Annotated in this window: 18 protein-coding genes and 2 tRNA genes; 11 read left to right on the top strand and 9 right to left on the bottom strand. The window is 44.5% G+C overall.

Annotated features, from left to right (window positions below):
* Positions 1 to 102: 102 nt before the first annotated feature.
* Positions 103 to 2,775, bottom strand: a complete 2,673-nt coding sequence (gene gyrA / locus H5300_RS17555; RefSeq protein ID WP_182796515.1) for a DNA topoisomerase (ATP-hydrolyzing) subunit A — start codon at positions 2,773 to 2,775, stop codon at positions 103 to 105.
* 258 nt (positions 2,776 to 3,033) lie between these two features.
* On the opposite strand from gyrA, the gene ubiG reads away from it, so the two are divergent.
* The 4 genes from ubiG (at position 3,034) to yfaE (ending at position 8,081) form a co-directional block, all read left to right on the top strand.
* Complete coding sequence (gene ubiG / locus H5300_RS17550) at positions 3,034 to 3,777, top strand: bifunctional 2-polyprenyl-6-hydroxyphenol methylase/3-demethylubiquinol 3-O-methyltransferase UbiG (RefSeq protein WP_017078713.1); 744 nt, start codon at positions 3,034 to 3,036, stop codon at positions 3,775 to 3,777.
* 508 nt (positions 3,778 to 4,285) lie between these two features.
* Positions 4,286 to 6,568, top strand: coding sequence for a class 1a ribonucleoside-diphosphate reductase subunit alpha (gene nrdA / locus H5300_RS17545; RefSeq protein ID WP_004733366.1), 2,283 nt, complete (start codon positions 4,286 to 4,288; stop codon positions 6,566 to 6,568).
* Positions 6,569 to 6,669: 101 nt separating this feature from the next.
* The gene (nrdB, locus tag H5300_RS17540; protein WP_004733365.1) at positions 6,670 to 7,803 is read left to right on the top strand and encodes a class Ia ribonucleoside-diphosphate reductase subunit beta; all 1,134 of its coding nucleotides are present in this window, start codon (positions 6,670 to 6,672) and stop codon (positions 7,801 to 7,803) included.
* The gene (yfaE, locus tag H5300_RS17535) at positions 7,803 to 8,081 is read left to right on the top strand and encodes a class I ribonucleotide reductase maintenance protein YfaE (protein WP_004733364.1); all 279 of its coding nucleotides are present in this window, start codon (positions 7,803 to 7,805) and stop codon (positions 8,079 to 8,081) included. Before nrdB ends, yfaE begins: the two co-directional genes overlap by 1 nt.
* Before the next feature lie 179 nt (positions 8,082 to 8,260).
* Here yfaE and napF read toward each other — a convergent pair whose 3' ends face one another.
* A complete protein-coding gene (gene napF, locus H5300_RS17530; protein WP_182796514.1) occupies positions 8,261 to 8,773 on the bottom strand; it encodes a ferredoxin-type protein NapF in 513 nt (170 codons plus the stop codon).
* On the bottom strand, positions 8,773 to 9,339 hold the full coding sequence (locus H5300_RS17525) for a molecular chaperone (protein WP_017089810.1): 567 nt from the start codon (positions 9,337 to 9,339) through the stop codon (positions 8,773 to 8,775). The genes napF and H5300_RS17525 overlap by 1 nt, the downstream gene beginning before the upstream one ends.
* A 198-nt stretch (positions 9,340 to 9,537) precedes the next feature.
* On the opposite strand from H5300_RS17525, the gene H5300_RS17520 reads away from it, so the two are divergent.
* Genes H5300_RS17520 through H5300_RS17510 form a run of 3 tightly spaced genes read left to right on the top strand, consistent with a single transcriptional unit; the run spans position 9,538 to position 13,455 of the window.
* Positions 9,538 to 11,976: a DmsA/YnfE/YnfF family dimethyl sulfoxide reductase gene (locus tag H5300_RS17520; protein ID WP_182796513.1), complete on the top strand. Its 2,439-nt coding sequence runs from the start codon at positions 9,538 to 9,540 to the stop codon at positions 11,974 to 11,976.
* A gap of 11 nt (positions 11,977 to 11,987) precedes the next feature.
* The gene (locus H5300_RS17515) at positions 11,988 to 12,608 is read left to right on the top strand and encodes a DMSO/selenate family reductase complex B subunit (protein ID WP_017085719.1); all 621 of its coding nucleotides are present in this window, start codon (positions 11,988 to 11,990) and stop codon (positions 12,606 to 12,608) included.
* Position 12,609: 1 nt separating this feature from the next.
* Positions 12,610 to 13,455 carry a DmsC/YnfH family molybdoenzyme membrane anchor subunit gene (locus H5300_RS17510; protein ID WP_182796512.1) on the top strand — a complete coding sequence of 282 codons (846 nt, stop codon included), beginning with the start codon at positions 12,610 to 12,612 and terminating at the stop codon, positions 13,453 to 13,455.
* Between the two features lie 160 nt (positions 13,456 to 13,615).
* Here the strand turns inward: H5300_RS17510 and H5300_RS17505 are convergent, their stop codons facing one another.
* A complete protein-coding gene (locus H5300_RS17505; protein ID WP_182796511.1) occupies positions 13,616 to 14,854 on the bottom strand; it encodes a CinA family nicotinamide mononucleotide deamidase-related protein in 1,239 nt (412 codons plus the stop codon).
* Positions 14,855 to 15,063: 209 nt separating this feature from the next.
* Here H5300_RS17505 and H5300_RS17500 point away from each other — a divergent pair, with 209 nt between their 5' ends.
* The 4 genes from H5300_RS17500 (at position 15,064) to H5300_RS17485 (ending at position 19,116) form a co-directional block, all read left to right on the top strand.
* On the top strand, positions 15,064 to 15,975 hold the full coding sequence (locus tag H5300_RS17500; protein ID WP_017083899.1) for a DUF3943 domain-containing protein: 912 nt from the start codon (positions 15,064 to 15,066) through the stop codon (positions 15,973 to 15,975).
* A 253-nt stretch (positions 15,976 to 16,228) separates the two neighbouring features.
* On the top strand, positions 16,229 to 16,741 hold the full coding sequence (locus tag H5300_RS17495; RefSeq protein WP_004733356.1) for a glycine cleavage system protein R: 513 nt from the start codon (positions 16,229 to 16,231) through the stop codon (positions 16,739 to 16,741).
* Positions 16,742 to 16,933: 192 nt separating this feature from the next.
* Complete coding sequence (locus H5300_RS17490) at positions 16,934 to 18,574, top strand: DUF1566 domain-containing protein (RefSeq protein ID WP_102441639.1); 1,641 nt, start codon at positions 16,934 to 16,936, stop codon at positions 18,572 to 18,574.
* Positions 18,574 to 19,116 (top strand): DUF1566 domain-containing protein, encoded by a 543-nt coding sequence (locus H5300_RS17485; RefSeq protein ID WP_102441640.1) that lies wholly within the window; start codon positions 18,574 to 18,576, stop codon positions 19,114 to 19,116. Before H5300_RS17490 ends, H5300_RS17485 begins: the two co-directional genes overlap by 1 nt.
* Positions 19,117 to 19,189: 73 nt before the next feature.
* Here H5300_RS17485 and nspC read toward each other — a convergent pair whose 3' ends face one another.
* From nspC to H5300_RS17460, 5 genes are all read right to left on the bottom strand, one after another.
* Positions 19,190 to 20,323, bottom strand: coding sequence for a carboxynorspermidine decarboxylase (nspC, locus tag H5300_RS17480; protein ID WP_004733355.1), 1,134 nt, complete (start codon positions 20,321 to 20,323; stop codon positions 19,190 to 19,192).
* A gap of 210 nt (positions 20,324 to 20,533) precedes the next feature.
* The gene (locus H5300_RS17475) at positions 20,534 to 21,784 is read right to left on the bottom strand and encodes a carboxynorspermidine synthase (RefSeq protein ID WP_182796510.1); all 1,251 of its coding nucleotides are present in this window, start codon (positions 21,782 to 21,784) and stop codon (positions 20,534 to 20,536) included.
* Between the two features lie 8 nt (positions 21,785 to 21,792).
* Positions 21,793 to 24,744 (bottom strand): pyridoxal phosphate-dependent class III aminotransferase, encoded by a 2,952-nt coding sequence (locus tag H5300_RS17470; protein WP_182796509.1) that lies wholly within the window; start codon positions 24,742 to 24,744, stop codon positions 21,793 to 21,795.
* A 1,196-nt stretch (positions 24,745 to 25,940) separates the two neighbouring features.
* Positions 25,941 to 26,016, bottom strand: a tRNA-Gly gene (locus tag H5300_RS17465).
* 36 nt (positions 26,017 to 26,052) lie between these two features.
* Positions 26,053 to 26,139, bottom strand: a tRNA-Leu gene (locus H5300_RS17460).
* Positions 26,140 to 26,171: the final 32 nt, after the last annotated feature.

The raw sequence follows: 26,171 nt of genomic DNA, 5'->3' as shown, positions 1-26,171 counted from the left end.
TGAGAAGAGAAGAGAAAAAAAGTGAAATGACAGGCAATAAAAAACCGAGCACTTAGGCTCGGTTTTTTCATTGGTAAGCTTAATTACTTAACGTAATCGAGATTACTCAGTGTCTTGCTCGCTATCACTTTCAGAGTCAGAAGCATCAGATGCTTGCTCTTCACTTGATTCAGAAACAACAGCCGTTTCAGCGTTTACCGCGTCAGCATTTGCTTCTTCAGTTCCTTCGCCTTCAACAATCTCCGCTTCTTCCACTTCGTCGATACGTTGTAGACCTACAACATTCTCGTCTTCAGCAGTACGAATCAGTGTTACACCTTGAGTGTTACGACCAACTTGGCTTACTTCCGCTACGCGAGTACGTACTAGTGTACCTGCGTCGGTGATCATCATCATTTCATCGCCTTCTTCAACCTGAACAGCACCAACTACTGGGCCATTACGATCAGAGACTTTGATAGATACTACACCTTGCGTTGCACGGCCTTTCGTTGGGTATTCAGCCAGCTCAGTACGCTTACCGTAACCGTTTTGAGTCACAGTTAGGATATCGCCTTCGTTTGAAGGAACAATCAGTGAAACCACTTGATCGTCTTCTGGAAGCTTCATACCACGAACACCAGAGGCAGTACGACCCATTGGACGTACTTTGTCCTCGTTAAAGCGAACAACTTTGCCCGACTTCGAGAACAGCATGATGTCGCTATTACCATCAGTAATATCAACGCCAATCAGTGAATCATCGTCACGTAGGTTAACTGCGATTAGGCCGTTAGCACGTACGTTTGCGAATTGATCCAGTGATGTCTTCTTAACGGTACCGTCGCCTGTTGCCATGAAGATGAATTTCTCGTTAGAGAACTCAGAAACAGGCAGGATAGCCGTAATACGCTCACCTTCTTCTAGAGGAAGAATGTTAACGATAGGCTTACCACGAGCGGTACGGCTTGCTTGAGGCAGTTGGTAAACTTTCAGGCGGTACGTTTTACCACGAGTAGAGAAACATAAGATGTTATCGTGAGTATTAGCAACAAGCAGACGCTCAATGTAATCCTCATCTTTCATCTTAGTTGCACTCTTACCTTTACCACCACGACGCTGAGCTTCGTAGTCGCTTAGGATTTGGTACTTAACGTAACCTGCGTTAGAAAGCGTTACTACAACGTCTTCTTGAGCAATTAGCTCTTCCATGTCGATGTCATGAACCGCTGCTGTGATTTCTGTACGACGTTCGTCGCCATAGATATCACGTACCGCTTCAAGTTCTTCACGGATAACTTCCATCAAACGCTCAGTGCTTGCAAGAATATGCATTAGCTCAGCGATCTCTTCTAGAAGTGCTTTGTATTCGTCTAGGATCTTCTCGTGCTCAAGGCCAGTTAGGCGGTGAAGACGAAGTTCTAGAATAGCTTGCGCTTGAGTTTCCGTTAGGAAGTATTGACCATCACGGATACCGTATTGGTCTTCAAGCCAATCTGGACGAGCTGCATCAGTACCAGCACGTTCAAGCATTGATGCAACGTTACCAAGATCCCAACCACGAGATACTAGACCAACTTTAGCTTCTGCTGGTGTTGGTGCGTTCTTGATCAGTTCAATGATTTCATCAATGTTTGCAAGCGCTAAAGATAGAGCTTCCAAGATATGTGCACGGTCGCGCGCTTTCTTCAATTCGAAGATAGTACGACGTGTCACAACTTCACGACGGTGATCAACAAAACACTTCAACATATCTTTAATGTTGAAAAGTTGTGGTTGGCCGTTGTTCAGAGCAACCATGTTGATGCCGAAAGTTGTTTGCAGTTGAGTTTGTGAGTAAAGGTTGTTTAGTACAACTTCACCGACAGCGTCACGCTTACATTCAATAACAATACGCATACCATCTTTATCAGATTCGTCACGCAGTGCACTGATGCCTTCAACTTTCTTGTCTTTTACAAGTTCTGCAATCTTCTCGATCAGACGAGCTTTGTTCACTTGATATGGAATTTCAGTAACGATAATTGTTTCTTTACCGTTCTTTTCCATTTCAATGTTCGCGCGCGAACGCATGTAAACTTTGCCACGACCAGTCTTATATGCATCAACGATGCCCTTACGGCCACTGATTAATGCTGCTGTCGGGAAGTCTGGACCCGGGATGTAGTCCATTAGCTCATCAATAGTGATGTCTTCATTATTGATAAATGCTAAACAGCCATCAACAACTTCGCCAAGGTTATGTGGCGGGATGTTGGTAGCCATACCTACTGCGATACCAGAAGCACCGTTAACCAATAGGTTTGGTATTTTTGTTGGTAAAACTGCTGGTATTTGCTCGGTTCCATCATAGTTAGGAACGAAGTCAACCGTATCTTTATCAAGATCCGTTAATAGCTCACCAGCTATTTTTGACATACGAACTTCGGTATAACGCATTGCCGCAGCTGAATCGCCGTCAACCGAACCAAAGTTACCTTGGCCATCGACTAACATATAGCGTAGTGAAAACGGCTGAGCCATACGAACAATTGACTCGTATACCGCACTATCACCGTGTGGGTGATATTTACCGATTACATCGCCTACTACACGAGCAGACTTTTTATATGCTTTGTTCCAATCATTACCTAGTACATTCATCGCGAACAAAACGCGGCGGTGTACTGGTTTTAGGCCATCACGCACATCTGGAAGGGCACGACCAACGATGACGGACATCGCGTAGTCTAGGTATGAACCTCTAAGCTCATCTTCAATATTTACGGGCGTGATCTCTTTCGCTAGATCGCTCATAGAGCCATTTTCCCTCTATAGTCAGATCGTATTTTTGAATACGTATAAGACCGAAAAATATAACACAAATTTACCTACGGAGGCATCACTTTCCCTCTCCTTTTACCATCTTGTGACCCTTGTAGCCAATCTATTGATGAGAAATTGCACCTCAGCGTCATATCTTGCTGAAACATGGTCACTTTACACCCAATAAACTAGCAAAATTGTAGATCTTCTGGTCAGCAGGAAAAGGCAAGTTATAATGCCTGCAATTTCATGGATGCATTATTTAACTTGGAAATGCCGATTATGACTAAATCACAGAACGTAGACCCAGCAGAAATCAAAAAATTCGAAGACATGGCGTCGCGCTGGTGGGATCTAGAAGGCGAGTTTAAGCCACTACATCAAATCAATCCGTTGCGCTTAAATTACGTGCTAGAGAAAACCGAAGGCCTTTTTGGTAAGAAAGTTCTCGATGTTGGCTGCGGCGGCGGTATTCTTGCTGAAAGCATGGCAGTAGAGGGTGCGGTAGTCACCGGACTAGATATGGGTAAAGAACCGCTAGAAGTCGCTCGTCTGCACGCATTAGAAACCGGCACCAAGCTCGATTACATCCAAAGCACCATTGAAGACCATGCAGAGCAAAACCCACACACTTACGATGTGGTGACGTGCATGGAAATGCTAGAGCACGTTCCTGACCCACAATCAGTTATCTCGGCTTGTTCAAAATTAGTGAAACCGGGCGGCCATGTGTTCTTCTCAACATTGAACCGTAACTTTAAGTCTTACCTGTTCGCTATTGTTGGTGCAGAGAAGTTACTTAAGATTGTGCCAGAAGGTACTCACGACCACGAAAAGTTCATTCGCCCTGCTGAGCTTATCAAAATGGTTGATAACACTCCGCTTCAAGAATTAGGGATTACAGGACTGCACTATAACCCGTTAACGAACACCTACCGTTTAGGCCAAAAAGTCGATGTGAACTACATCGTTCACACTCAAAACTTGGGCTAAAAAATATCGGTAGCCCTACCGTAAAATATTTTGTTAAAAAGACGAATGAAAAGAGTTGCAATTACCATAAGTTTGCGACTTTTTTCAGTCTAAATTTCGTGCGCTAGCTTCCATTTTGACCACCTCGATTTAAATTTAATCGTCCAAAATCCATTGCCTATTTTGCCCAAAGATCAAGGGATTTTTTTTTATGGGCGTGCAAAAATAAAGCATCCTTAAAAGGCGACTTTTGTACAATCAAGTCACGTCTAACGTCATCAGTTAGTGGTCACTTACAGTTTTTTTTCAATCCACCACTTATCCACAAGCAACACCATTTCTTTACCTTGAAAAATATCAGTTGTAGCACTATCTTGTAACCCAACAAACAAATGACCCCTATATGTTGTGTTTGAACTACAATATATGGGTAGACCAAGATCACAAAGCCGAAACGTAATTTACAAAAATTACACAGAAATACACAAAAACACGGCCTTGTTCAGTTTTGTTAGGGAAATTAAGCAGAATGAACCAACAACTTACTGTTACCAAGCGTAACGGGCGCAAAGAAACGATCGATTTAGAGAAAATCCATCGAGTGATCACATGGGCAGCTGAAGGCTTGCACAATGTTTCTGTATCACAAGTAGAATTGAAAGCTCACATTCAGTTTTACGATGGCATTACCACGACTGACATTCATGAGACAATCATCAAGTCAGCAGCGGATTTAATCTCTGAAGAGACTCCTGATTACCAATATCTAGCAGCACGTCTGTCAGTGTTCCACCTACGTAAAAAAGCGTACGGTGAATACGAGCCGCCTGCACTTTATGACCACGTTGCAAAACTGGTTGATATGGGTAAATACGATAGCCACTTAATGGAAGACTACACGAAAGCTGAATTCGAAGAGCTTGACGCGTACATCGACCACAAGCGTGACTTGAACTTTTCTTACGCGGCGGTTAAGCAGCTTGAAGGTAAATACTTCGTACAGAACCGTGTAACAAAAGAAATCTACGAGAGTGCTCAGTTCCTTTACATTTTAGTTGCTGCGTGTTTATTCGGTAAATACCCGAAATCGACTCGTCTTGACTACATCAAACGTTTTTACGACGCCTCGTCTACGTTTAAGATTTCTCTGCCTACACCAATTATGTCTGGTGTACGTACGCCTACTCGTCAATTCAGTTCATGTGTACTGATTGAGTGTGGTGACAGCCTTGATTCTATCAACGCAACAGCAAGCTCAATTGTTCGTTACGTATCTCAACGTGCTGGTATTGGTATCAACGCAGGTCGTATCCGTGCGCTTGGTTCTGAAATCCGTAATGGTGAAGCGTTCCACACTGGCTGTATCCCTTTCTACAAATACTTCCAAACAGCAGTAAAATGTTGTTCTCAAGGTGGTGTTCGTGGCGGCGCAGCAACAGTGTTCTACCCACTATGGCACGGTGAAGTTCAGTCTCTATTAGTACTGAAAAACAACCGCGGCGTTGAAGAGAACCGTGTTCGTCACATGGATTACGGCGTACAGCTGAACAAGCTTATGTACTCTCGCCTAGTTCAAGGTGGCAACATCAGCCTGTTCTCTCCTTCAGACGTACCTGGCCTTTACGACGCGTTCTTCGAAAACCAAGAGCGTTTTGAAGCACTTTACGTGAAGTACGAAAACGATCCTTCAGTGAAGCGTGAAACGGTTAAAGCCGTTGAGCTATTCTCTCTGCTAATGCAAGAGCGTGCTTCTACTGGTCGTATCTACATTCAGAACGTTGACCACTGTAATACACACAGCCCGTTTGATTCTGAAGTAGCACCTGTTCGTCAATCGAACCTATGTCTAGAAATCGCGCTACCAACTAAGCCGCTTTCTAACGTAGAAGATGACGAAGGTGAGATTGCACTATGTACGCTTTCGGCGTTCAACCTAGGCGCAATCAACGAGCTAGACGATCTGGCTGAACTTTCTGAACTGGTTGTTCGTGCTCTAGATGCACTACTTGATTACCAAGACTACCCGCTTCCAGCAGCTCGTAAGTCGACAATGAACCGTCGTACTCTAGGTGTGGGTGTAATCAACTACGCATACTACCTAGCGAAGAATGGTGTTAAGTACTCTGATGGCAGTGCAAATGGCCTGACTCACCGTACTTTTGAAGCAATTCAATACCACTTGCTAAAAGCGTCTGTTGAACTAGCGAAAGAGCAAGGCCGTTGCCCATCTTTCCACGAGACCAACTACGCGAAAGGCCTACTGCCAATCGATACTTACAAAAAAGATATCGACTTAGTATGTGAAGAGCCGCTGCACTACGATTGGGACACGCTACGTGAAGAGATCATGGAGCACGGTCTGCGTAACTCTACGCTAACAGCGCTTATGCCTTCTGAGACTTCGTCTCAAATCTCGAACGCGACTAACGGTATCGAGCCACCACGTGGTTATGTATCAGTTAAAGCGTCGAAAGACGGTATCCTGAAGCAGGTTGTTCCAGATTTCCTAAATCTTAAAGACAACTACGAGCTACTTTGGAACATTGGTACTAACGACGGTTACCTGCATTTAGTGGGTATCATGCAAAAATTCGTTGACCAAGCTATCTCTGCAAACACTAACTATGATCCAAGTGTTTACGACAGCGGTAAGGTACCAATGAAGCAGCTGCTTAAAGACTTGCTAACAGCGTACAAGTACGGTGTTAAGACACTTTACTACCATAACACTCGTGATGGTGCTAAAGACGACCAAGGCGATGCAGTTCAAGTGCCGGAAGAAGATTGTGAAGGCGGCGGTTGTAAGATCTAAACCGCAATAAACATTAAGACCCCAGAGAAGTTATCTTCTCTGGGTTTAAAGCATTAACAGGGTCCGTTTTATTGCGGGTCTTTAAAGGATTTGAGGCATTTATGGCTTACAGTACTTTTTCTCAACAAAAAAATGACCAACTAAAAGAACCAATGTTCTTGGGTCAGTCGGTAAACGTTGCACGTTACGACCAACAGAAATTCGAAATCTTCGAAAAGTTGATCGAAAAGCAGCTTTCTTTCTTCTGGCGTCCAGAAGAAGTAGACGTGTCTAGCGACCGTATCGATTACAACAAGCTTCCAGAGCATGAAAAGCACATCTTCATCTCTAACCTGAAGTACCAAACGCTTCTAGATTCTATCCAAGGCCGCAGCCCTAACGTTGCCCTACTTCCTTTGGTATCACTGCCAGAAGTTGAAACTTGGATTGAGACTTGGTCATTCTCTGAAACGATTCACTCTCGTTCATACACGCACATCATCCGTAACATCGTGAATGATCCAGGCGTAGTATTTGACGACATCGTTGAAAACGAAGAGATCCTGAAACGTGCGAAAGACATCGCGTTTTACTACGACGACTTGATCAAGCTGACGGCTGACTACCACCGCTACGGTGAAGGAAACCACAACATCAACGGCGAAGACGTTAAGATTTCACTTCACGACCTGAAGAAGAAGCTTTACGTATGCCTAATGTCTGTAAATGCACTGGAAGCGATTCGTTTCTACGTAAGCTTTGCATGTTCATTTGCATTCGCTGAGCGTGAGTTAATGGAAGGTAACGCGAAGATCATCAAGCTAATCGCTCGTGATGAAGCACTTCACCTTACTGGTACACAGCACATGATCAACTTGCTACGTAATGGCCAAGATGACTTCGAATTCATGCAGATCGCTGAAGAGTGTAAGCAAGAGTGTTTCGACCTATTCAAAGAAGCGGCTGAGCAAGAAAAAGAGTGGGCAGAATACCTATTCAAAGATGGTTCTATGATTGGTCTAAACAAAGATATTCTTTGCCAATACGTTGAGTACATCACTAACATCCGTATGCAGGCTGTTGGTCTAGGTACCGCTTACCCAGAAGCAACGTCGAACCCAATTCCATGGATCAACGCTTGGTTGTCTTCAGATAACGTTCAAGTTGCTCCACAAGAAGCTGAAATCAGTTCTTACCTAGTTGGCCAAATCGACAACGAAGTAAAAGCTGACGACTTTGAAGGGTTTGAGCTGTAATGCCAACAATCAAAATCAACAAGCTGACTTCTATTGAATCTAACCCTTCAAACACTCTATTGGAAACAATGGAACAAGCGGGGTTAGAGCCAGAATACAACTGCCGAGATGGCCACTGTGGCGCTTGCCGCTGTACGTTGGATTCTGGTGAAGTCGAGTACGTTGGTTTTGCTATGGCTTACACACAAGCCAATGAAATTTTGCCATGCATCTGTAAAGCAAAGACTGAGCTATCGCTAAGTAACGTTATTCATAGAAGCAAGCAAAAACGCGCATAAGCCAACTGGATTTAGGTCGCTTTGCTCGAATAACTTCAATAAGAATTAAAAAGGGTCCGCTTCTTTTAGGAATGCGGACCCTTTTTTATTTATGTCTTTAGGTATCTGAGACGACTCGCCACTCACTCAACCAAAGCCTTTCTGCTAGCTCGCTGCCACAAAGCCAAACCAGACGTTTACTACTGAATAAGATTCAAAGTCACTGAGCCAATGTAACAAGCGCTTCGGCACTCTCCGCAGCCGTTACACTTATCTTTGTCCACCGTAGGCAACTCCCCTGCTTCGATTTGAATCGCACTTGCTGAACAAGCAGCTTGGCATGCTGAACAGTCCATTTGCATGTAGTTATTACAGCTATCAGCAAAGCTAGGCTTGAGGTCGATATAAGGCGAGACAGTTGGATGAAGTGCGCCGGTCGGGCACGCTTCACTGCACTTGTTACACAGAGAACAACTGTTGTAATCCAAATTCAGCAGCGCACTGCCCTCTAGCATCTCAATAACGCTATTCGGACACGCTTGCTCACACAATCCACAACCGTCGCAAAGACGCTCAAACAGCACCTCATCGACCGCTCTTGGCGGCCTTGCATACGAGCGCTGTGACTTCTCTTCATAATTCGCGGCGGCTTTAACCGGTTTAGAAAGTCGAGTTAAGAAACCGCGTCTATTTGAATTTATTTGTTCAGACATTAGTCGATATATAACTTTTTAGGAACAACGTTTATTTTATATTCAGATGCTAGGTATTTAAGCCAATCTATTACATCAGTTGATAGCTTCTTATAAAAAGATAGTTCTGATGCTGTATTTAATTTCTCCAAATAAACACGAGACCAAGTTAATAAATGGATCTCCAATAATTCACGCGATGAATCAATATTATTATTCTCTAACAAATACGCATGGGCGAATAACATTAAACCAAATTGATCTTCCGGTTCTCTTAAGCCCGTGTCTAATTCAATCTGATTCAACTCTAAAAACTGTCGATACTCTACAGTAGAAGCACCGAACACAACGCGGTCTTTATCTAGGTAAACAGACCCCCAAGGCGGAGCTGGCATGTCGCCAACGCCTTCAAACAGGCGGCTAAACTCCGCTGAAAGTGCATCTTCGTCTTCACTTCTCAATGCGATCAAGCATTCTTCGGAGAGCACTTCACTCTCCACCAAAGCTTCGACAATGGTGATCAACTGTTCTTTACTTGTCGCTTGATAAAATAGCGAACCCAATAATTTATGCGTATCGATAATCATTATTATTTATACCGTTATAGGTTTAAAGATAATTATATTAATAAATACATTTCATTCTTTGATCCATTTTATACATTCGATTCATAACATTTAAATTTCGCTCTTATTTGATGCCAATCAATCAATATTTAAAAATTAAAAGACAAAAACAAAACTACCTATAAAGTGCTAGCCATCAATAACAATAGGCATCTTAGAATGACGAATAAGAAAGAATCTGGGGTAATGAATCTTACTCGAAGAGGCTTCATGAAGGCTTCTTCTGCAGTAGGCAGCGCAGCTGCACTCGCTGGCGGTATTGCGTTACCTTTCAAATCCAAACCCGTAGCGGCTGCGGTTGCTGAGAATGTGGATGAGAAAATCGTATGGAGTGCATGTACAGTAAACTGTGGCTCTCGCTGCCCATTACGTATGCATGTACAAAACGGTGAAATCAAATACGTAGAAACAGACAACACAGGTACTGACGAATACGGTCATCACCAAGTTCGTGCTTGTCTACGTGGTCGCTCTATGCGCCGCCGTGTTTACAACCCAGATCGCCTGAAATACCCAATGAAACGTGTTGGTAAACGTGGTGAAGGCAAGTTTAAACGTATTAGTTGGGAAGAGGCTTACGACGAAGTCGCTGGCACCATGCAACGTCTTATCAAAGACTACGGTAACGACACCATCTACCTAAACTACGGTACTGGTACGCTTGGCGGTACGGTAACTAAGTCTTGGCCACCAGCTCAAACGCTGATTGCTCGTCTAATGAACTTAAGTGGTGGTTACCTAAACCATTACGGTGACTACTCAACGGCGCAAATCGCGAAAGGCTTGAGCTACACCTACGGTGGTTGGGCAAACAACAACTCTTTCTCTGACCTAGAGAACACCAAGCTTAACATCCAATTTGGTAACAACCCTGCCGAGACTCGTATGTCTGGCGGCGGTCTGATTCACCATTACGTAGAAAGCAAAAACAAATCGAACGCAAGAACGATCATCATCGACCCTCGCTACACCGATACAGCCGGTGGCCGTGAAGATCAATGGATCCCAATCCGTCCTTCTACAGATGCTGCATTGGTAGCGGGTCTTGCGCACGTGATGATCACTGAAGACCTTGTCGACCAACCGTTCCTAGATAAATACTGCGTAGGTTACGACGAGAAGACACTGCCGGCATCGGCGCCTAAAAACAGCGACTACAAATCTTACATCCTAGGTTTAGGTGAAGATGGCGTAGAGAAAACGCCAGAATGGGCTTCTAAGATCACCGGTATTCCCGTTGATACTATCGTCAAGCTTGGTCGCGAGATGGGCACGGCGAAACCATGTGCGATTCACCAAGGCTGGGGCTTACAACGCACTGCGAATGGTGAGCTAGCGTGTCGTGCAATCGCAATGCTGTCATTACTCACCGGTTCTGTGGGTGTATCTGGCGGTTCAACAGGTGCTCGTGAAAGTGACATCAACATTCCGTTTGTTCGCTTCCCTACTGTGCCAAACCCAGTTGAAACTTCAATTTCAATGTTCATGTGGACAGATGCAATTTACCGTCACCATGAAATGACCGACATCACTGACGGTGTTCGCGGTGCAGAGCGCCTTAAGAACCCAATCAAGATGATCTGGAACTACGCAGGTAACTGCATCATCAACCAACACTCAGACATCAACAAGACTCACGCGATTCTTCAAGATGAAAGTGCGTGTGAAATGATTGTTGTGGTTGATAACCATATGACTTCTTCAGCGAAATACGCCGATATCATCCTGCCAGACTTAACAACGTCTGAGCAAGACGACTGGTGTATGGATGGTAAAGCTGCGAATATGCCTTACTTCATCTACGCGCAGAAAGCGATCGAACCTCAATTCGAAGCGAAATCTATCTATGAAATGTGCTCTCAGTTGGCTAAGCGTATGGGCGTCGAAAAAGAGTTCACAGAAGGCCGAACTCAAGAGCAATGGATTGAGCATCTTTACGCTGAAACTCGTAAGAACGATCCAACACTGCCAACCTTCGAAGAGATGAAAGAGCTGGGTATCTACAAACGTAGCTACGACCACCACTACATTGCTTACGAAAACTTCCGTAAAGATCCAGAAGCGAACCCACTGACCACACCAAGTGGCAAGATCGAGATCTACTCAGAGCAACTGGCTGATATCGCGAAGACTTGGAAGCTGAAAGAAGACGAAGTGATTCACCCACTTCCGATTTACGCGGACTCTTTTGAAGGTCATAACGATCCACTAGCAGAGAAGTACCCACTTCAGCTAACCGGTTTCCACTATAAGGCTCGTACTCACTCGACTTACGGCAACGTTGCTGAAATCAAAGCAGCAGCACCGCAAGAGTTGTGGATCAACCCGATTGATGCTCAAGAGCGCGGTATTAAAAATGGCGACATGGTGAGTATTTTCAACGACCGTGGCGAAGTACACATTCCAGCGAAAGTGACACCTAGGATTCTTCCTAGAGTTGTCGCACTAGGCGAAGGTGCATGGTACGCACCAGATGGTCAGAAGATCGACCATGCAGGCTCTATTAACGTGCTGACGACTCAGCGCCCGAGCCCACTTGCTAAGGGTAACCCTCAGCATACAAACCTAGTTCAAATCAAAACGCTAAACAAAGCATAAGGTAGGTTGGAATGAAACAATACGGCTTTTACATTGATTCAAGTAAATGCACGGGTTGTAAAACCTGTCAGCTTGCTTGTAAAGATTATAACGATCTAGACATCAAAACGAACTACCGTCGCGTATACGAATACGCAGGTGGTGGCTTCACTCAAGATGGTGATACCTGGGTTCAGAAAGATGTCTTTTCTTACTACCTTTCTATCGCTTGTAACCACTGTACTAACCCAGCGTGTGTGAAAGTGTGTCCTTCGGGCGCGATGCACAAACGTGATGAAGACGGTTTGGTCGTGGTTGATGAGAACGTATGTATTGGTTGTCAGCACTGTAGCAATGCGTGTCCTTACGGCGCACCACAATACAATGCTAAGAAAGGTCACATGACCAAATGCGATGGTTGTTACCAACGTGTTTCTGAAGGCAAACAGCCTATCTGTGTTGAGTCTTGCCCACTTCGTGCATTGGAGTTTGGTGAAATCAATACACTTCGTGAGAAGTACGGCTCTGGTGCGGATGTGGCTCCACTGCCATCTTCAACAGAAACGCTACCGAACATCGTGATTAAGCTGAACAAAAACGCGAAGCCGACTGGCGATACCAGTGGTCACCTAGCAAACCCGAAGGAGGTGTAAGATGATTTTTCATGAGTGGTCTTTAATCTTCTTTACGGTGCTGGCGCAAACTGCGGTTGGTGGTTACTTACTGATTGGCGCACGTGCACTGATACTTGGTCATGACGAAGAGAAGCTGAACAGCTACAAGGTTCCAATGTTCATTCTGTGGGCACTAATGGGTCTTGGCTTCATGTTCTCGACAACGCACCTAGGTTCTCCACTGCGCGCGTTTAATGCCTTTAACCAATTAGGCTCAGCTTGGTTGTCTAACGAAGTGTTCTTCGGTGCAGCATTCTTCGCTGTCGGCGGCCTGCAATGGCTACTGTCTGTGCTTAAGAAAGGTGGCGTTGCTATCCAGAAAGCACTGATGGTCGGCGCTATGGTGCTGGGTGTTATCTTCATGTACGCGATGATTAACGTATACATGATCAACACAGTACCGACGTGGGACAACATCTACACACCACTGAGCTTCATCATGACGATGGTTGTGGGTGGTTTACTGCTGTCTCAGTTCGTGATTGTATTCGCAAACGACAGTCGCTTTACGGTTGACCGTAACATCACCATACTGGCTGTTATCGCAGTTGCTATCAGCTTGCTTGTGACCGTAGGAAAACTGAACCTAATCGGTGACATTCAAACTTCAACGGCAAAAGCATCTGAGTTGGTTGACGGTTTAGGCAGCTATGTGATTCTTCAAGTTGCATTGTTGATGGCAAGCTTGTTGATTTGGATTCTACCTATGCTGAACAAAGCAAAAGTGAACCCAGTAAACCTTAGCTTAGCACTAGTATTGTTCTTGGCTTCAGAGTTAATCGGCCGTGGTTTGTTCTATAGTCTACATATGACAAGCGGTTTGTAATCAAGTTCTTACAGACATGAGTTACGTGTAAACATAACTGCTTGTTTGGTTATCTAGAAGGCTAGATAAACTAAAGGCCCAACACCTATTTAGATGTTGGGCCTTTTTATTTCGTTTTTTCTCGCGTTTTTAGTACAGACTTGGTTAGCTCGCCTAAATACTACTTAATAATAGCCGCTGGAATAAACATGTCTTTCAATCGCTTAACCGAAGAGTAAGTACCAAACATCGGTTTGTTGTCTAAATGCCTTCTCAGCATATCGGCAGCAACGGTCTTAATTACGTTACGTTGGTCTTCGCGTGAGTACTGACGATAAAATTCAAGCACCTGGCCCCATTCTCCCGCTTCGGTCGACAATGCAACGCTGAATGTGTTGCCTTCTAACTTGCCAGTCACCAAAGCTAGCTCAGTACCGCACTTCTCTCTTGTTGCGCCAGCCAGAGCAAAGGTTGCCGCTAATGGATCGCTCTTCTCAAGTTCACTCTCTTTTGGCTCAGCCATCACCCACGAATGCCCGAAGCAATCTTCAACCTGCTCATTCGATTGCAGCCACGCTGACAATGCGCCTTTGGTCGACACTTCAGAGACAGATAACGTCTTCTTTTTCTCAGCCATGATGTGGCCAATATGATCAACCATAGGCTCATCAACACTGACGACATTACTTTCTAGCAGCTTGTAAACCATTTGCAGCAACTTAACGCGAGTTTCTAAGTCTGCCTTAGGACCAAATAGTTTAACCTCAATGAACGGCAGATAAGAACGGTAACCAAGCTCATAACCTTCAGGCAGCTTTAATTGGTCCAAAACATCAGAGATACCCGACTCAGACAAACCAAACGTAAACAGTCGACTGCATTCAGAGGCAACCACTTGAGGATAGGTACGTGACAGATCAGGAATGATCTCACACGTGACCATGCGTTTGAATTCACTCGGGACACCCGGAGTGAAATAGAAAGTCGCATCGTTGATTTTCAGTTTGAAGCCGCAAGCCGTGCCCACAGGGTTATCGACAATCTCTGAACTCGCTGGCAACAAAGCTTGTTTAAGGTTGCTATCCGGCATCGGCATACCGCGTCCAGAAAACATCTCTTCCATACGAGTCAGCCATTCAGGGAACATGACGAGTTTCTGCTCTGAAGCCGCCGCCGCCGCAGCCGCACTCATATCATCAGTTGTCGGTCCTAAACCACCATTAACGATAACCACATCATAGTTAAAACTCAGCATCAACAGTTCTTCAACTAGAGCATTCATTTGGTCACCCACAGTCGAACGTTTCGCTAGGGCAAAACCGTGCTGATAAAACTCAGCAGACATCCAAGCTGCGTTTGTGTCTACAATGTCCCCATGAAGAACTTCTTCACCAGTGCTTAACATTGCGATTTTCGTCATATTTCTATCCTTTGTAGTCATAAAAAGACACTGCATTATTTACAAACTGGTCTATGGTTGAGTTTGAGACATTTCATCTTTTCACAAATATTAATAATGTTAAATCTAAGGTTTTCTTAGGAAAAGCAATAAATTATTAGTTCCCTAAATCAGGCATTTAATAGATAATTGTGACTCTGATCAATTCTTAACTTCTCATGGAGACCCTTGTGGCCAAATCACCGTTACTAACGAAGGTTACTGCTGCATTTTCAATGCTAATGTCAGTTAACTCGGTTGCAAGCCAATACGACTTCGACCAGCCAATCAACCTTTCTTACTCGGATGAATGTGCTCAAGATTACTGTGTTAATGAAAGCTTGTACACCTACAAGCCTAGCAAGAACTATGCACTAAGCGAATCAAGTGATCAGTACGATCTAACGATCGATAAGCAACCAATCTACCTTACTGTCAGCGATGGCAAAGATTGGGATTACTTAATGGGTCAAACCTACACAATTCTTGGCCTAAGTGTCGCAACCGTTGGTCTAATGACTCTTTTACCTGAAAGTATCACTAAGTGGGATGATGACCAACGTGATATCAGCGCACTAGGTAAAAAATGGAAAGATAACGTTTCCGAAGGCCCAGTATGGGACCGTGACGAACACTTCCTAAACTACGTGATGCACCCTTATTTCGGTGGTGTTTACTACACCGCAGCTCGACATGCTGGTTACGACGAGTTTGAGTCTTTCTTATACTCTTGGACAATGTCGACCTTCTTCTGGGAATATGGCGTAGAAGCGTTTGCTGAAGTACCTTCATGGCAAGATCTCTTCATCACACCATTCTTTGGTGCGGTTGTCGGTGAAATGATGCTAGAAGCAGAACAAGACATCGTAGCTTCAGGTGGCGAAGTGATGGGTTCTCAAACCATGGGTGATGTTTCGTTATTCTTCCTTAACCCTGTTGGCCATATCCACTACTGGGTAAGTGATGCATGGGGTGGTGACGCAGAAGTTAATCTGAATACTAACCCTTGGTGGGATAACCAAGACGCCGCTCGATTCGCCTACGATGCTGGCGCACGATACGATTCTCAATTTGTTGGTATGAACTTTAAAGTAACGTTCTAAATCGTCTTTCAGTCTATGAATTTCAAGTTACTGCATTCCTAATAAAAGCGACAACTCTTCTAAAAAGCGGCTCTCTAGCCGCTTTTTTTGTGCCCTACTCTTCATTCTCTTTTTTTACATCACAGCTTAGTTTCAAAAATTGACATAGGTCAAACATTGTTCGATGTAAACTTCTACACTGAAATTAAAGAACTTTATCGCGTGATATCAAACATTTAATTAGCAACGAATCATTGAAACTTTGGGGGCTGATATGAACAGTACATTTATCGTAAACTTTATCGGAAAAGCATCACCAGCAACAATCAAACAACTTGCTGCGGTTACTCACGAAAACGACGGCAAATGGCTCATCAGTAAAGTGAATTTTATTGAAGACCAAGTCGCAGGCGTACTTAAGGTTCAACTTCCAGCCATCAACGAATCGATTGTCAAAGAAGCTTTCAGCGCCAATCCAGATCTCATCGTACAGTTTGTCGATTCAGATCATACGCACAATGCTCAAGACACAATCCATCACCTAAGACTCGACTCTAACGACAGAGCAGGCATCGTCAACGAAGTGACACATGTATTGGACAGACAAGGGATCAGCATTCTTGATATGGATTGCCACCGAGTCTTCATCGCTGGCGGCGGTGGCGTTAGCTCAAGCCTATTTACTTCCAAGATTGCCGTTAAGCTACCAATCGAAGTTTTGATTGATGACGTAGTGAATGAACTAGAAACACTCAGCGAAGATACTCGAGTGATGATTGAGAGCTAAGTTACCTACCCTCCCGACAATGGATTCGTTGTTGGGAGGTTAACTAATGAGAAACACACTTCACTTACATAAATCACAAAAATACAAATAAAAAGGATAGAAAAACATAACCTAGACATATGAAACCAAGCATTTATATGGATTTATTGTTACCATAGATATCTTATATAATTTAGTAGCTTAGGTTGATACATGGAAAGAAAAAGGTCGAGTTGGCAACTCAATGCCATCTCAGTAATCCTTCTCACAACACTATTTAGCGGCTGTAAAAGCGGCCATGAAAATAATGACAGTGGAACAACAACGACAGGAACCAGTACTGGTTCATCCTCTTCCCCGGTTATTGTTAGCCTCCCTAATAGTGTTTCATTTTCTGAACCACAATCAGGGTCAAAAACAGAGTCGATCACCGTTTCTCTTTCCGAAGCCTTAAGCCAAGATCTAACCTTGACGATCTCAACCAGTGACGTGACGACACGTTCCAGTGGCGCGTTCAAGAACTACGATGTTATCTCTAGCCAAAACGTCAAAATTGCGGCAGGAGCAACAAACGCAGCTCTGCCATTAAACCTTGTGCACAATAATCTGTATGAAGGTAGTAAAACACTTCATTACTCTATTAGCGCTGATAACGGTACAAATTACACTCTTTCAAGCGAACGAACTGTAGTAACCATTGATGATAGCGATACTCAACCAACAGTTAGTTTTAGTAACGATTTAAGTACCGTTGTAGAAGGTGACAGCATTATTCAACAAGCTGTTTTGAGTCATTACACATTTCAAGATGTAACACTTACCCTAACTCAAACCGGTATTGCCGCGCCTGAGGACTTTACTGTTGACATATCAGGGTTAACTCTTAAATTGCCAGCAGAAACCCTATCAACAAATATCACTTTTTCTGCTCGTGATGATAGCTTCGATGAAGGTGGCGAATCGGTAATCTACACGATAGCTTCCGTTGGTAACGCGACTATCGATTCGAGTAAAAACACTCTCGCGTTCTATATTCCCGGTCAGAAAAGTTTCAATGATACTGGGTATGTCACTTATTTTGATGGAACAGACTACGACAGCGTCACTCCTCCAGCATCACATCCAAATCAAGATGCCGATTTTGGTTTAGATGTCACCAATGGAAGTGAACATTCGGATGGGGAATATGGCTTCCGCTACACCAAGCTAGATGCTCACGGAAACCCTCTAATACCTAGCGCTACTGATTGGCGCTGTGTTAAAGATGAGCATACCGGATTATATATTGAAGCAAAACAAGATCCCATAGCACTACCTAGTCAGTCCGAGGTCGATACCTGGGTTAAGAACCATAAAGACGACCCTGATGCCCACCCTTATCCATGGGACAGTCAATCAAGCTCATGGCGAAGCGCTTCATATACATATACTTGGCACGACTCTGATAATACAACCAATGGTGGCTATGCCGGAGCACTCAATGATCTATTGTACAGCGCCGGCCCAATCTCTTCTCAATGTGCGTACATTAATGATGGTTCAGGAAGTAACTACTGTAATACAAGTAGTTATATTAGTAGCCTAAACAGTCGCTCTATTTGCGGTATTACAGATTGGCGCTTACCTTCACCTGTTGAAGCTCGTTCATTTATCAACTTCAATGTCGGCACTGCACCAGCAGGAGCCATTGATTTCTTTCCTAATCTTGGAGACCGACTCTTCACGCACTCTAGCTCTGTTAAACAAGATGGTAGTGCTAGATGTATCGACTCTCAAAATGGAGAGCTTGAGCTTTGCAATAAAAACATCGCAGGCTCGACAGGAATTGTGGCTGTAAGTGGAGGTATTGAGTAATGAAACTAAAACTATGCTTAGGTATAATTGCCTCTCTGTTAAGTGCAAATACCATCGCGCAAACCTGCGTGACAACTCAAACTCCTTCTCACCAAGACGGGCAATTTATTGACCGTAAAGATGGGACATTACTCGACGTAACGACTAATTTGCTTTGGTCAAAATGCAATTTAGGCGAAACCTACAATCAATCCAATGATACATGTGATGGTACCGCGATTAAATATCAAAATTGGCAAGATGCGCTCATCGCAACTGAAGATTCGAATCTGACCACTATCGCAGGTCAGGTTGGTTTTAGGTTGCCTAATATCAAAGAGTTAAGTTCAATCGTTGACTATAGCTGTACTAGACCAGCAATCAACCTGACACACTTCCCGACGACTACCAATGAGCCATATTGGACCAACACTCCTGACGCTCACATAATAAATAACAACTATGATGGTTTAATCATTGATTTTGAAGAAGCAATAGAAGTCATAACTGACCCAGATGATGTACCACACCCACTTGTTCGATTAGTAAAAACATTTAATTAGGTTTATCACGGTACAGAAACAAAAAGAGCAGCTCATCGGCTGCTCTTTTTATTGTTCTAAAGCTATGACTCAGTTACTTAACTGACCACTGTGACAGAGAACGTTTAAAGTCTTCATAGCCAAACTCATTCAGCTTTTGAACGTCGCCATTGCTGCGCTCGCAGTAGATTGAAGGCATTTTAAGGCCGTTAAACCAGTTCAGTTTCACCATAGTGTAACCAGCACTGTCCAACAGATGCAGCTTTTGACCAATTTTCAGCGGCTCATCAAAACTCGCTTCGCAAAACTGGTCGCCAGCCAAGCATGAACATGAGCCAATCACATAGTCATGACTACCATTTTCAGACGCTTCTAATACCGATGCTGGTTCATTATAGATAAGCGTATCAAGGCGGTGTGCTTCGGTAGCTGAATCCACAATAGCGGTTTTCTTCACGTTCTCTACGATATCAACCACTGTCACAACCAAGTCAGTTGTTTTAGTGATGATGGCTTCACCCGGCTCAAGGTACATCTGCACGCCGTGCTTTTCAGAGAAGGCTTTTAGCGCAAGACCAAGCTTTTCAATGTCATAGCCCGGCCATGTGAAGAACACACCACCGCCCATGCTCACCCAGTCCAATTTATCTAAATGCTCACCAAACTGTTCTGAGATTGATTCAAGTAAGCCGATAAACGCATCAACGTCTTTGTTCTCGCAGTTCATGTGGAACATCACGCCATTAATCTCATCGAAGATCTCAGGCTTGATGTGATCAGCTTGCACACCCAAACGCGAGAATTGACGCGCAGGGTTTGCCAAGTCTTGCCCTGCGTAGCTTACGCCCGGATTTAGACGTAAACCCAGCGACGCTTTGCCTTCAACAATATGACGGTAAGCTTCGAATTGGCTTTGCGAGTTGAAGATCATCTTGTCGCAGATATCTGCAACTTCTCTCACGTCATCTTCGCTGTAACCCACACTGTAAGCGTGCGTTTCACCACCGAAAGTTTCATGGCCAAGTTTCACTTCGTATGGACCAGAGCTTGTCGTGCCATCGAGGTAAGGCTTGATGATGTCAAACACACCCCATGTCGAGAAGCACTTCAGGGCCAATACCAACTTCACACCTGAAATCTCTTTCAGCTGCTTGGCTATCTCTAAATTCGCAATCAACTTGTCTTCGTTGATCATGAAGTAAGGCGTTTTTAGTTCGTTGTTTTGCATGTTAATACCTTGCGGCCCTCGAGTTCACGAAGGCACATGATAATCGAACAAAGCCGACGCAACAGCATCGGCTTGTAATTATACGTTCTCGTCAATCATATGACTTTGAATGGGATTCGCAGAGCTTTGCCCTTGTCGCTAGGACATCGCGCGGAGTTTACGAACGTAAATGAGCACGATGGACAACGCGACAAGGGCAAAGAGCAAGAACTACTTCAAAGTATGGATTAGAGGTAGACCGGCTGTCGGCTCTAGCTCTTGAACGTGCCAATCTAGACCGATTTCAGGCATTGTTGCTAGGAATGGGTCTGGGTTTAGCTGTTCCATGTTGAACACGCCTTTATCAGCCCATTCGCCACGGAAGAACTGAAGGGCAGCGGTAATTGCTGGAACACCTGTTGTGTAAGAGATCGCTTGGTGCTCTACGTCTTCGTAAGCCACTTCGTGGTCTGCGTTATTGTAGATGAATACGCTGCGCTCTTTACCGTCTTTCTTACCTTGAACCCAAGTACCGATACACGTTAAACCTGTGTAACCCGGAGCCAAAGATGTTGGATCTGGTAGCAGTGCTTTAAGAACATGTAGAGGCTGAACCACAGTGCCATCGTGCAGTGTTAGCGGATCTGGGCTAAGAAGGCCGATATCACGCATGCAGTTGAAGTAGTTCAGGTATGCATCGCCGAAGCCCATCCAGAATTCGATACGCTTAGCTGGGATGAACTCTTTCATTGAACGCACTTCATCGTGTGCCATTGAGTACACTTTATGAGAGCCACAGTTAGGGAATTCAAACTCAAGCATACGAGAGTGACAAGGTACTTGTTTCCACTCTTCATTTTCCCAGTAGAAAGAATCGCCTTGGATCTCAAGCATGTTGGTTTCTGGGTCAAAGTTTGTCGCAAACTTCTTGCCGTGATCGCCAGCATTCACGTCCATCACGTCAATTGAGTCAATCTCATCGAACAAGTGCTTAACCGCGTACGCCGCAAAGATTGATACCACACCTGGATCAAAACCAGCGCCAAGAATACCTGTGATGTCCGCTTCAGCGAACTTCTCACGGTAACCCCATTGCCAATCGTAGGCTTGTGGTACTTGTTGACCTTCAGAACATAGGTCAACCGCTACCGATGTATCTAGGTAAGAGACTTTAGATTGGTAACACGCTTCCATGATCGCCATGTTTACCCAAGGAGGACCAGCGTTGATCACTAGATCCGGCTTAACTTCTTTAATCAAAGCAACAAGCGCATCAACATCGTCAGCGTCTACTGAACGTGCTTCTAGTTTCTTAGTTGAATCTTTAAGGTTGTTTTTGCCCTTGATAGATTCGATGATTTTTTCACACTTCGCGATTGTGCGAGAAGCGATCGTGATATCACCCAGTACTTCGTTATTTTGTGCTGCTTTATGTGCAACAACCCAACCGACGCCGCCTGCACCAATTTGTAGAATAGCCATAGTTTTAATTACCCTTGTTGTTCTGCTAGCTCAATAGCTAAAGTTTGAATTTTGTTAATTAGAGATTTGAAATCTGATGTCGTTAAGCACGGATTCAAGATAGTGAATTTCAGCGCACTTTTACCATCAACGACCGTTTCGCCAAGCACGGCAACACCACGAGTCAGCGCTTCCAGTCTTAACGTTTGATTCAGTTTGTCCAAATCCATAGCGCTGTTTGCTGATTGCCCATTACTAGGAACCGAACGGAACAGCACAGTCGACAGTGACGGCTCAGCAAGCAACTCGAAATCGTCATGCTTCTGAATCAGATCAGCAACTTCAAGCGTCTGCTCTAGAAGATAGTCGTACATATCACCCAGTTGCTTTGGTCCAACGCTTTGCATCGTCATGAACACTTTCAGTGCATCGAAACGCTTGGTGGTCGCAATAGACTTATCGACTAGATTCGGCAGTTCATCGTGCTCGCGATTCAAATAGTCTGCGTGATGCAGTAGGTACTTAAAGTTCGCTTTGTCTTTGAGAAGCACTGCGCCACAGCTGATGGTTTGGAAGAACAACTTGTGGAAATCAACGCTCACTGAATCCGCTTTCTCGATGCCTTTCAGGCGAGCTTTATGGCTACTTAAAATAAGTGCGCCACCGTAAGCACTGTCGACATGGAACCAAAGATCTTGTTGGCTTGCGATGTCTGCAATCGCTTCCAGGTCATCGATAGCACCGTGATCGGTTGTACCCGCCGTGCCAACCACAGCAAAAGGAATCAACCCTTGAGCTTTGAGTGCTTTCACTTCTGCGTCTAACAAATCAGCTTTGATGGTGCCGTTTGCATTGGTATCAACACAGCACACTGCCGCTTCGCCTAATCCCATTAAAGATGCGGATTTTTGAACCGTGAAGTGAGATTTCTTTGAACATAAGATACGCAGTTTGCTCGCGTACTCTGGCAAACCTAACTTTTGGATTGAGTGGCCATCGTGCTTATCGGCAACCCAGTCTCTCGCTAGCAATAAACCCATTAGGTTACTTTGCGTACCGCCGCTTGTAAAAACACCATCAGCTTGATCGCCAAGTTGGTATTTCTCACACATCCAATCCACGACTCGTTGTTCAACATAAGTCGCTGCAGATGCTTGGTCCCATGAATCCATTGATTGATTCAACGCCGCGATAATGGATTCCGCAGCAACAGAAGCCATAAGAGGAGGCGTGTGAAGGTGTGCAATACAGTCTGGGTGTTGCACAAAGATAGAGTTCGCTGCAACTAAGTCAGCCGTGCTATCCACAACATCAACCAACGCGTGTTGGTTGTTATCGAGGTCAACAGCTTTGATGGCTGCTTCTAGCACTTTAGGGTCTAAACCTGAGTAAGGGGCTTCAACCTGTTCAAAAACCGCTTTCATCGCTTGAGTAGTTTGGTTCATCACGTTAGCAAATTCGTTGCTACCGCCTAAACCCGTCTGGATGAAATGCTTGTTCCATTCTTGATTTGATTCTTCGCTTTGTGTTTGGTCTTGTTTTAAACCACCACCCGCTGCGATGATGGCTTCTTCCATCACTCGCAATGCAAAGTCGATTTGTTCGAAAGAGATAATCATTGGTGGAAGGAAACGAATAACCGAACCATCACGACCACCCTTTTCGACCATCAAGCCACGCTCTAACGCCGCTCGTTGAATCGCTAGAGTCAGTTCGCCGTCTGATTGAGGCTCACCAAATTTATTAAGCTCGCCATTCGGTTGCTTGATCTCAGCGCCAAGCATCAGGCCTTTACCACGAACTTCAGCAATACAGTTCACGCGTGCTTGAATTTTCTCAAGCCCGTGACGTAAGTATTGGCCTGCAATATTCGCATGCTCAACCAAGCCATCACGTTCAATGATTTCCAGTGCTTTAGCGCCAGAGACCATAGCTAACTGGTTTCCACGGAATGTGCCGGTGTGTTCACCCGCTTTCCAAGTATCAATGCTCTTATCGAACACAAGCAGCGACATAGGCAGTCCGCCACCAATCGCCTTCGACAAGCATAAAATATCAGGGTTAACACCAGATTCTTCAAACGCAAAGCGATGGCCGGTTTTACCCACACCACATTGAATTTCATCAAAGATCAGTAGGATGCCGTGCTCATCACAGATGCGACGTAAACCTTGTAGCCAAGATGCCGGAGCTGGAATCACGCCGCCCTCACCTTGTACAGGCTCAACGATCATAGCAGCCGGTTTCATGATGCCGGATTCGTCGTCATTCAACATACGTTCGATATAACGAATGCTCGCGTTAGCACCCGCTTCGCCACCAATGCCAAACGGGCAGCGAAGGTTGTATGGGAAAGGCATGAAATGTACGTCAGACATCAAGCCGCTACGACGCTCTTTGGTGCCAAGGTTACCCATCATGCCCATGGTGCCGTTAGTCATGCCATGGTAAGCACCGCGAAAAGCAAACATGGTGTTACGACCTGTAGTTTGCTTCGCGAGCTTGATCGCCGCTTCCACAGCATCAGCGCCAGACGGGCCACAGAATTGAAGAACCGAGTTAGTTGAAAAGTCTTGAGGGAGAAAAGCTTTAACTCGCTTGATAAACGTCTCTTTTGCTTGAGTCGTAATATCAAGTGTTTGGTATGGCAAACCAGAATCGAGTTGATCTTTAAGTGCCTGGTTGATTTCAGGGTGGTTGTAACCCAAAGAAAGTGTACCAGCACCGGCTAAGCAATCGAGAAAGAGTTGGCCACGAGTATCTTCAACTAAAACACCACATGCTCGTTTAATAGCAATAGGCAGGCGTCTTGGGTATGAACGAACATCCGACTCATGCTGCTCTTGTTCAAGCAAAATAGCGTCAGGTGTTAGGTCGTAAGTTCCCTCAACGATAGGAACCATAGTTGAAAATGAATTTGCGATATTATTAATATCGACTTCAAAGGCGGTAGTCATGAAAATCCCCTTGAATGTGTTCATACTCACCTCCATCAGACGCAATTGCACACCGTCCCTCTATTGATTTAGAGAGAATTCATAGTGAAACACGCGTATTGTCTAGAAATGAGATATAGCTGTACGCTCGCATAAGTCAAATGACGAATACGAAATTAGGCCGTCTTAGGACAGCAAAAAATAGTTAGCGCGAGCTCAAGGTTCAGTAATGCTACTGTTTTGAAGAATTGGACATTTTTGCAGTATCGGACAGCTATGAAGAACTGGCCCTTTTGGAAATGCAGAGCTGATTAGCAATGTTGTTATTAGTGTGTTCAATGTTGGGTTTCCCATTAGCATGGCGAATTGCGCCATAAGTATCCCGTCTATCAGCTAAAGGCTAGCTGATACCTACCCTACGTAATGTCCCAATCAGCAAGAATGGTCACTACGCGTATCCCCCAGAAGCAATCACTGCTCTTTTTGAACATTGATCATTCCGAGATTGCGCGAGAAAGTAACATAAAGTGAAATGAACGATCAATAGTTTTCAATAATAGCTTGGTAAATAGCAGCAGTGATTCAAAAATTGCCGAAAATATCGTCAACTTATTTTTTAAGTAAGGAGATCCTCGGTTCATTCGTTCCTCATGCCCGAGGATGACGACGTGTGTATACAGGCGGTGTTAGTGATGGCTTTGAGGCTGTGGCGCCTTTCGTCATTCCCTAGCGTGAAGAATGAGTTCATAGGGAGTCCCTTACAACATGCCGATGTATTGCTTTATTCAGAAACTATCTGATGCAATAGATTAAACACTAGTTAGTCAGCAGACGATAAGTAGATCCCCGGTTCGCTCGTTCCTCACGCCCGAGGATGACGACGCGGGTATACAAACGTTGCTAGTGAGGCTTTGAGATCTCAGCACCCTTTCGTCATTCCCTAGTACGAAGAGCGAGTTCATAGGGAGTCTCGCAGTTAACGAGCCTTAAAAGCTAACAAAGTAATAAGATGAGTCAAGCCTCAGAGGTCATTTGAGTACAAACGTCATTCCCTAGCACGAGGAACGAGTTCATAGGGAATCTCGCTTTTAAAAGCTAAGTAATATAAACGAAGTTGATAGCGACATTTTTAGATAGAAAAGAAGTTTGAGTGTGTGTTCAAACAGAAAGAGGAATAACGCATAAAAATCAGAACGGCAGAAACCAAAAAGCCCGAACATTTCTGTTCGGGCTTTTTAATTTGGAGCGATACATCGGGTTCGAACCGATGACCTCAACCTTGGCAAGGTTGCGCTCTACCAACTGAGCTAGTATCGCATTTGCTACATCCGTTAAGACGTAGACTTTAATAGATGGTGCCCCGGGCCGGACTTGAACCGGCACAGCGCGAACGCCGAGGGATTTTAAATCCCTTGTGTCTACCAATTCCACCACCAGGGCACGCAATTCTTTATTGCGATGCCGATTACTGA

It is taken from the genome of Vibrio sp. SG41-7, assembly GCF_014164465.1.
GTDB lineage: Bacteria > Pseudomonadota > Gammaproteobacteria > Enterobacterales > Vibrionaceae > Vibrio > Vibrio splendidus.
This window is presented reverse-complemented; position numbering and strand designations above follow the sequence as displayed.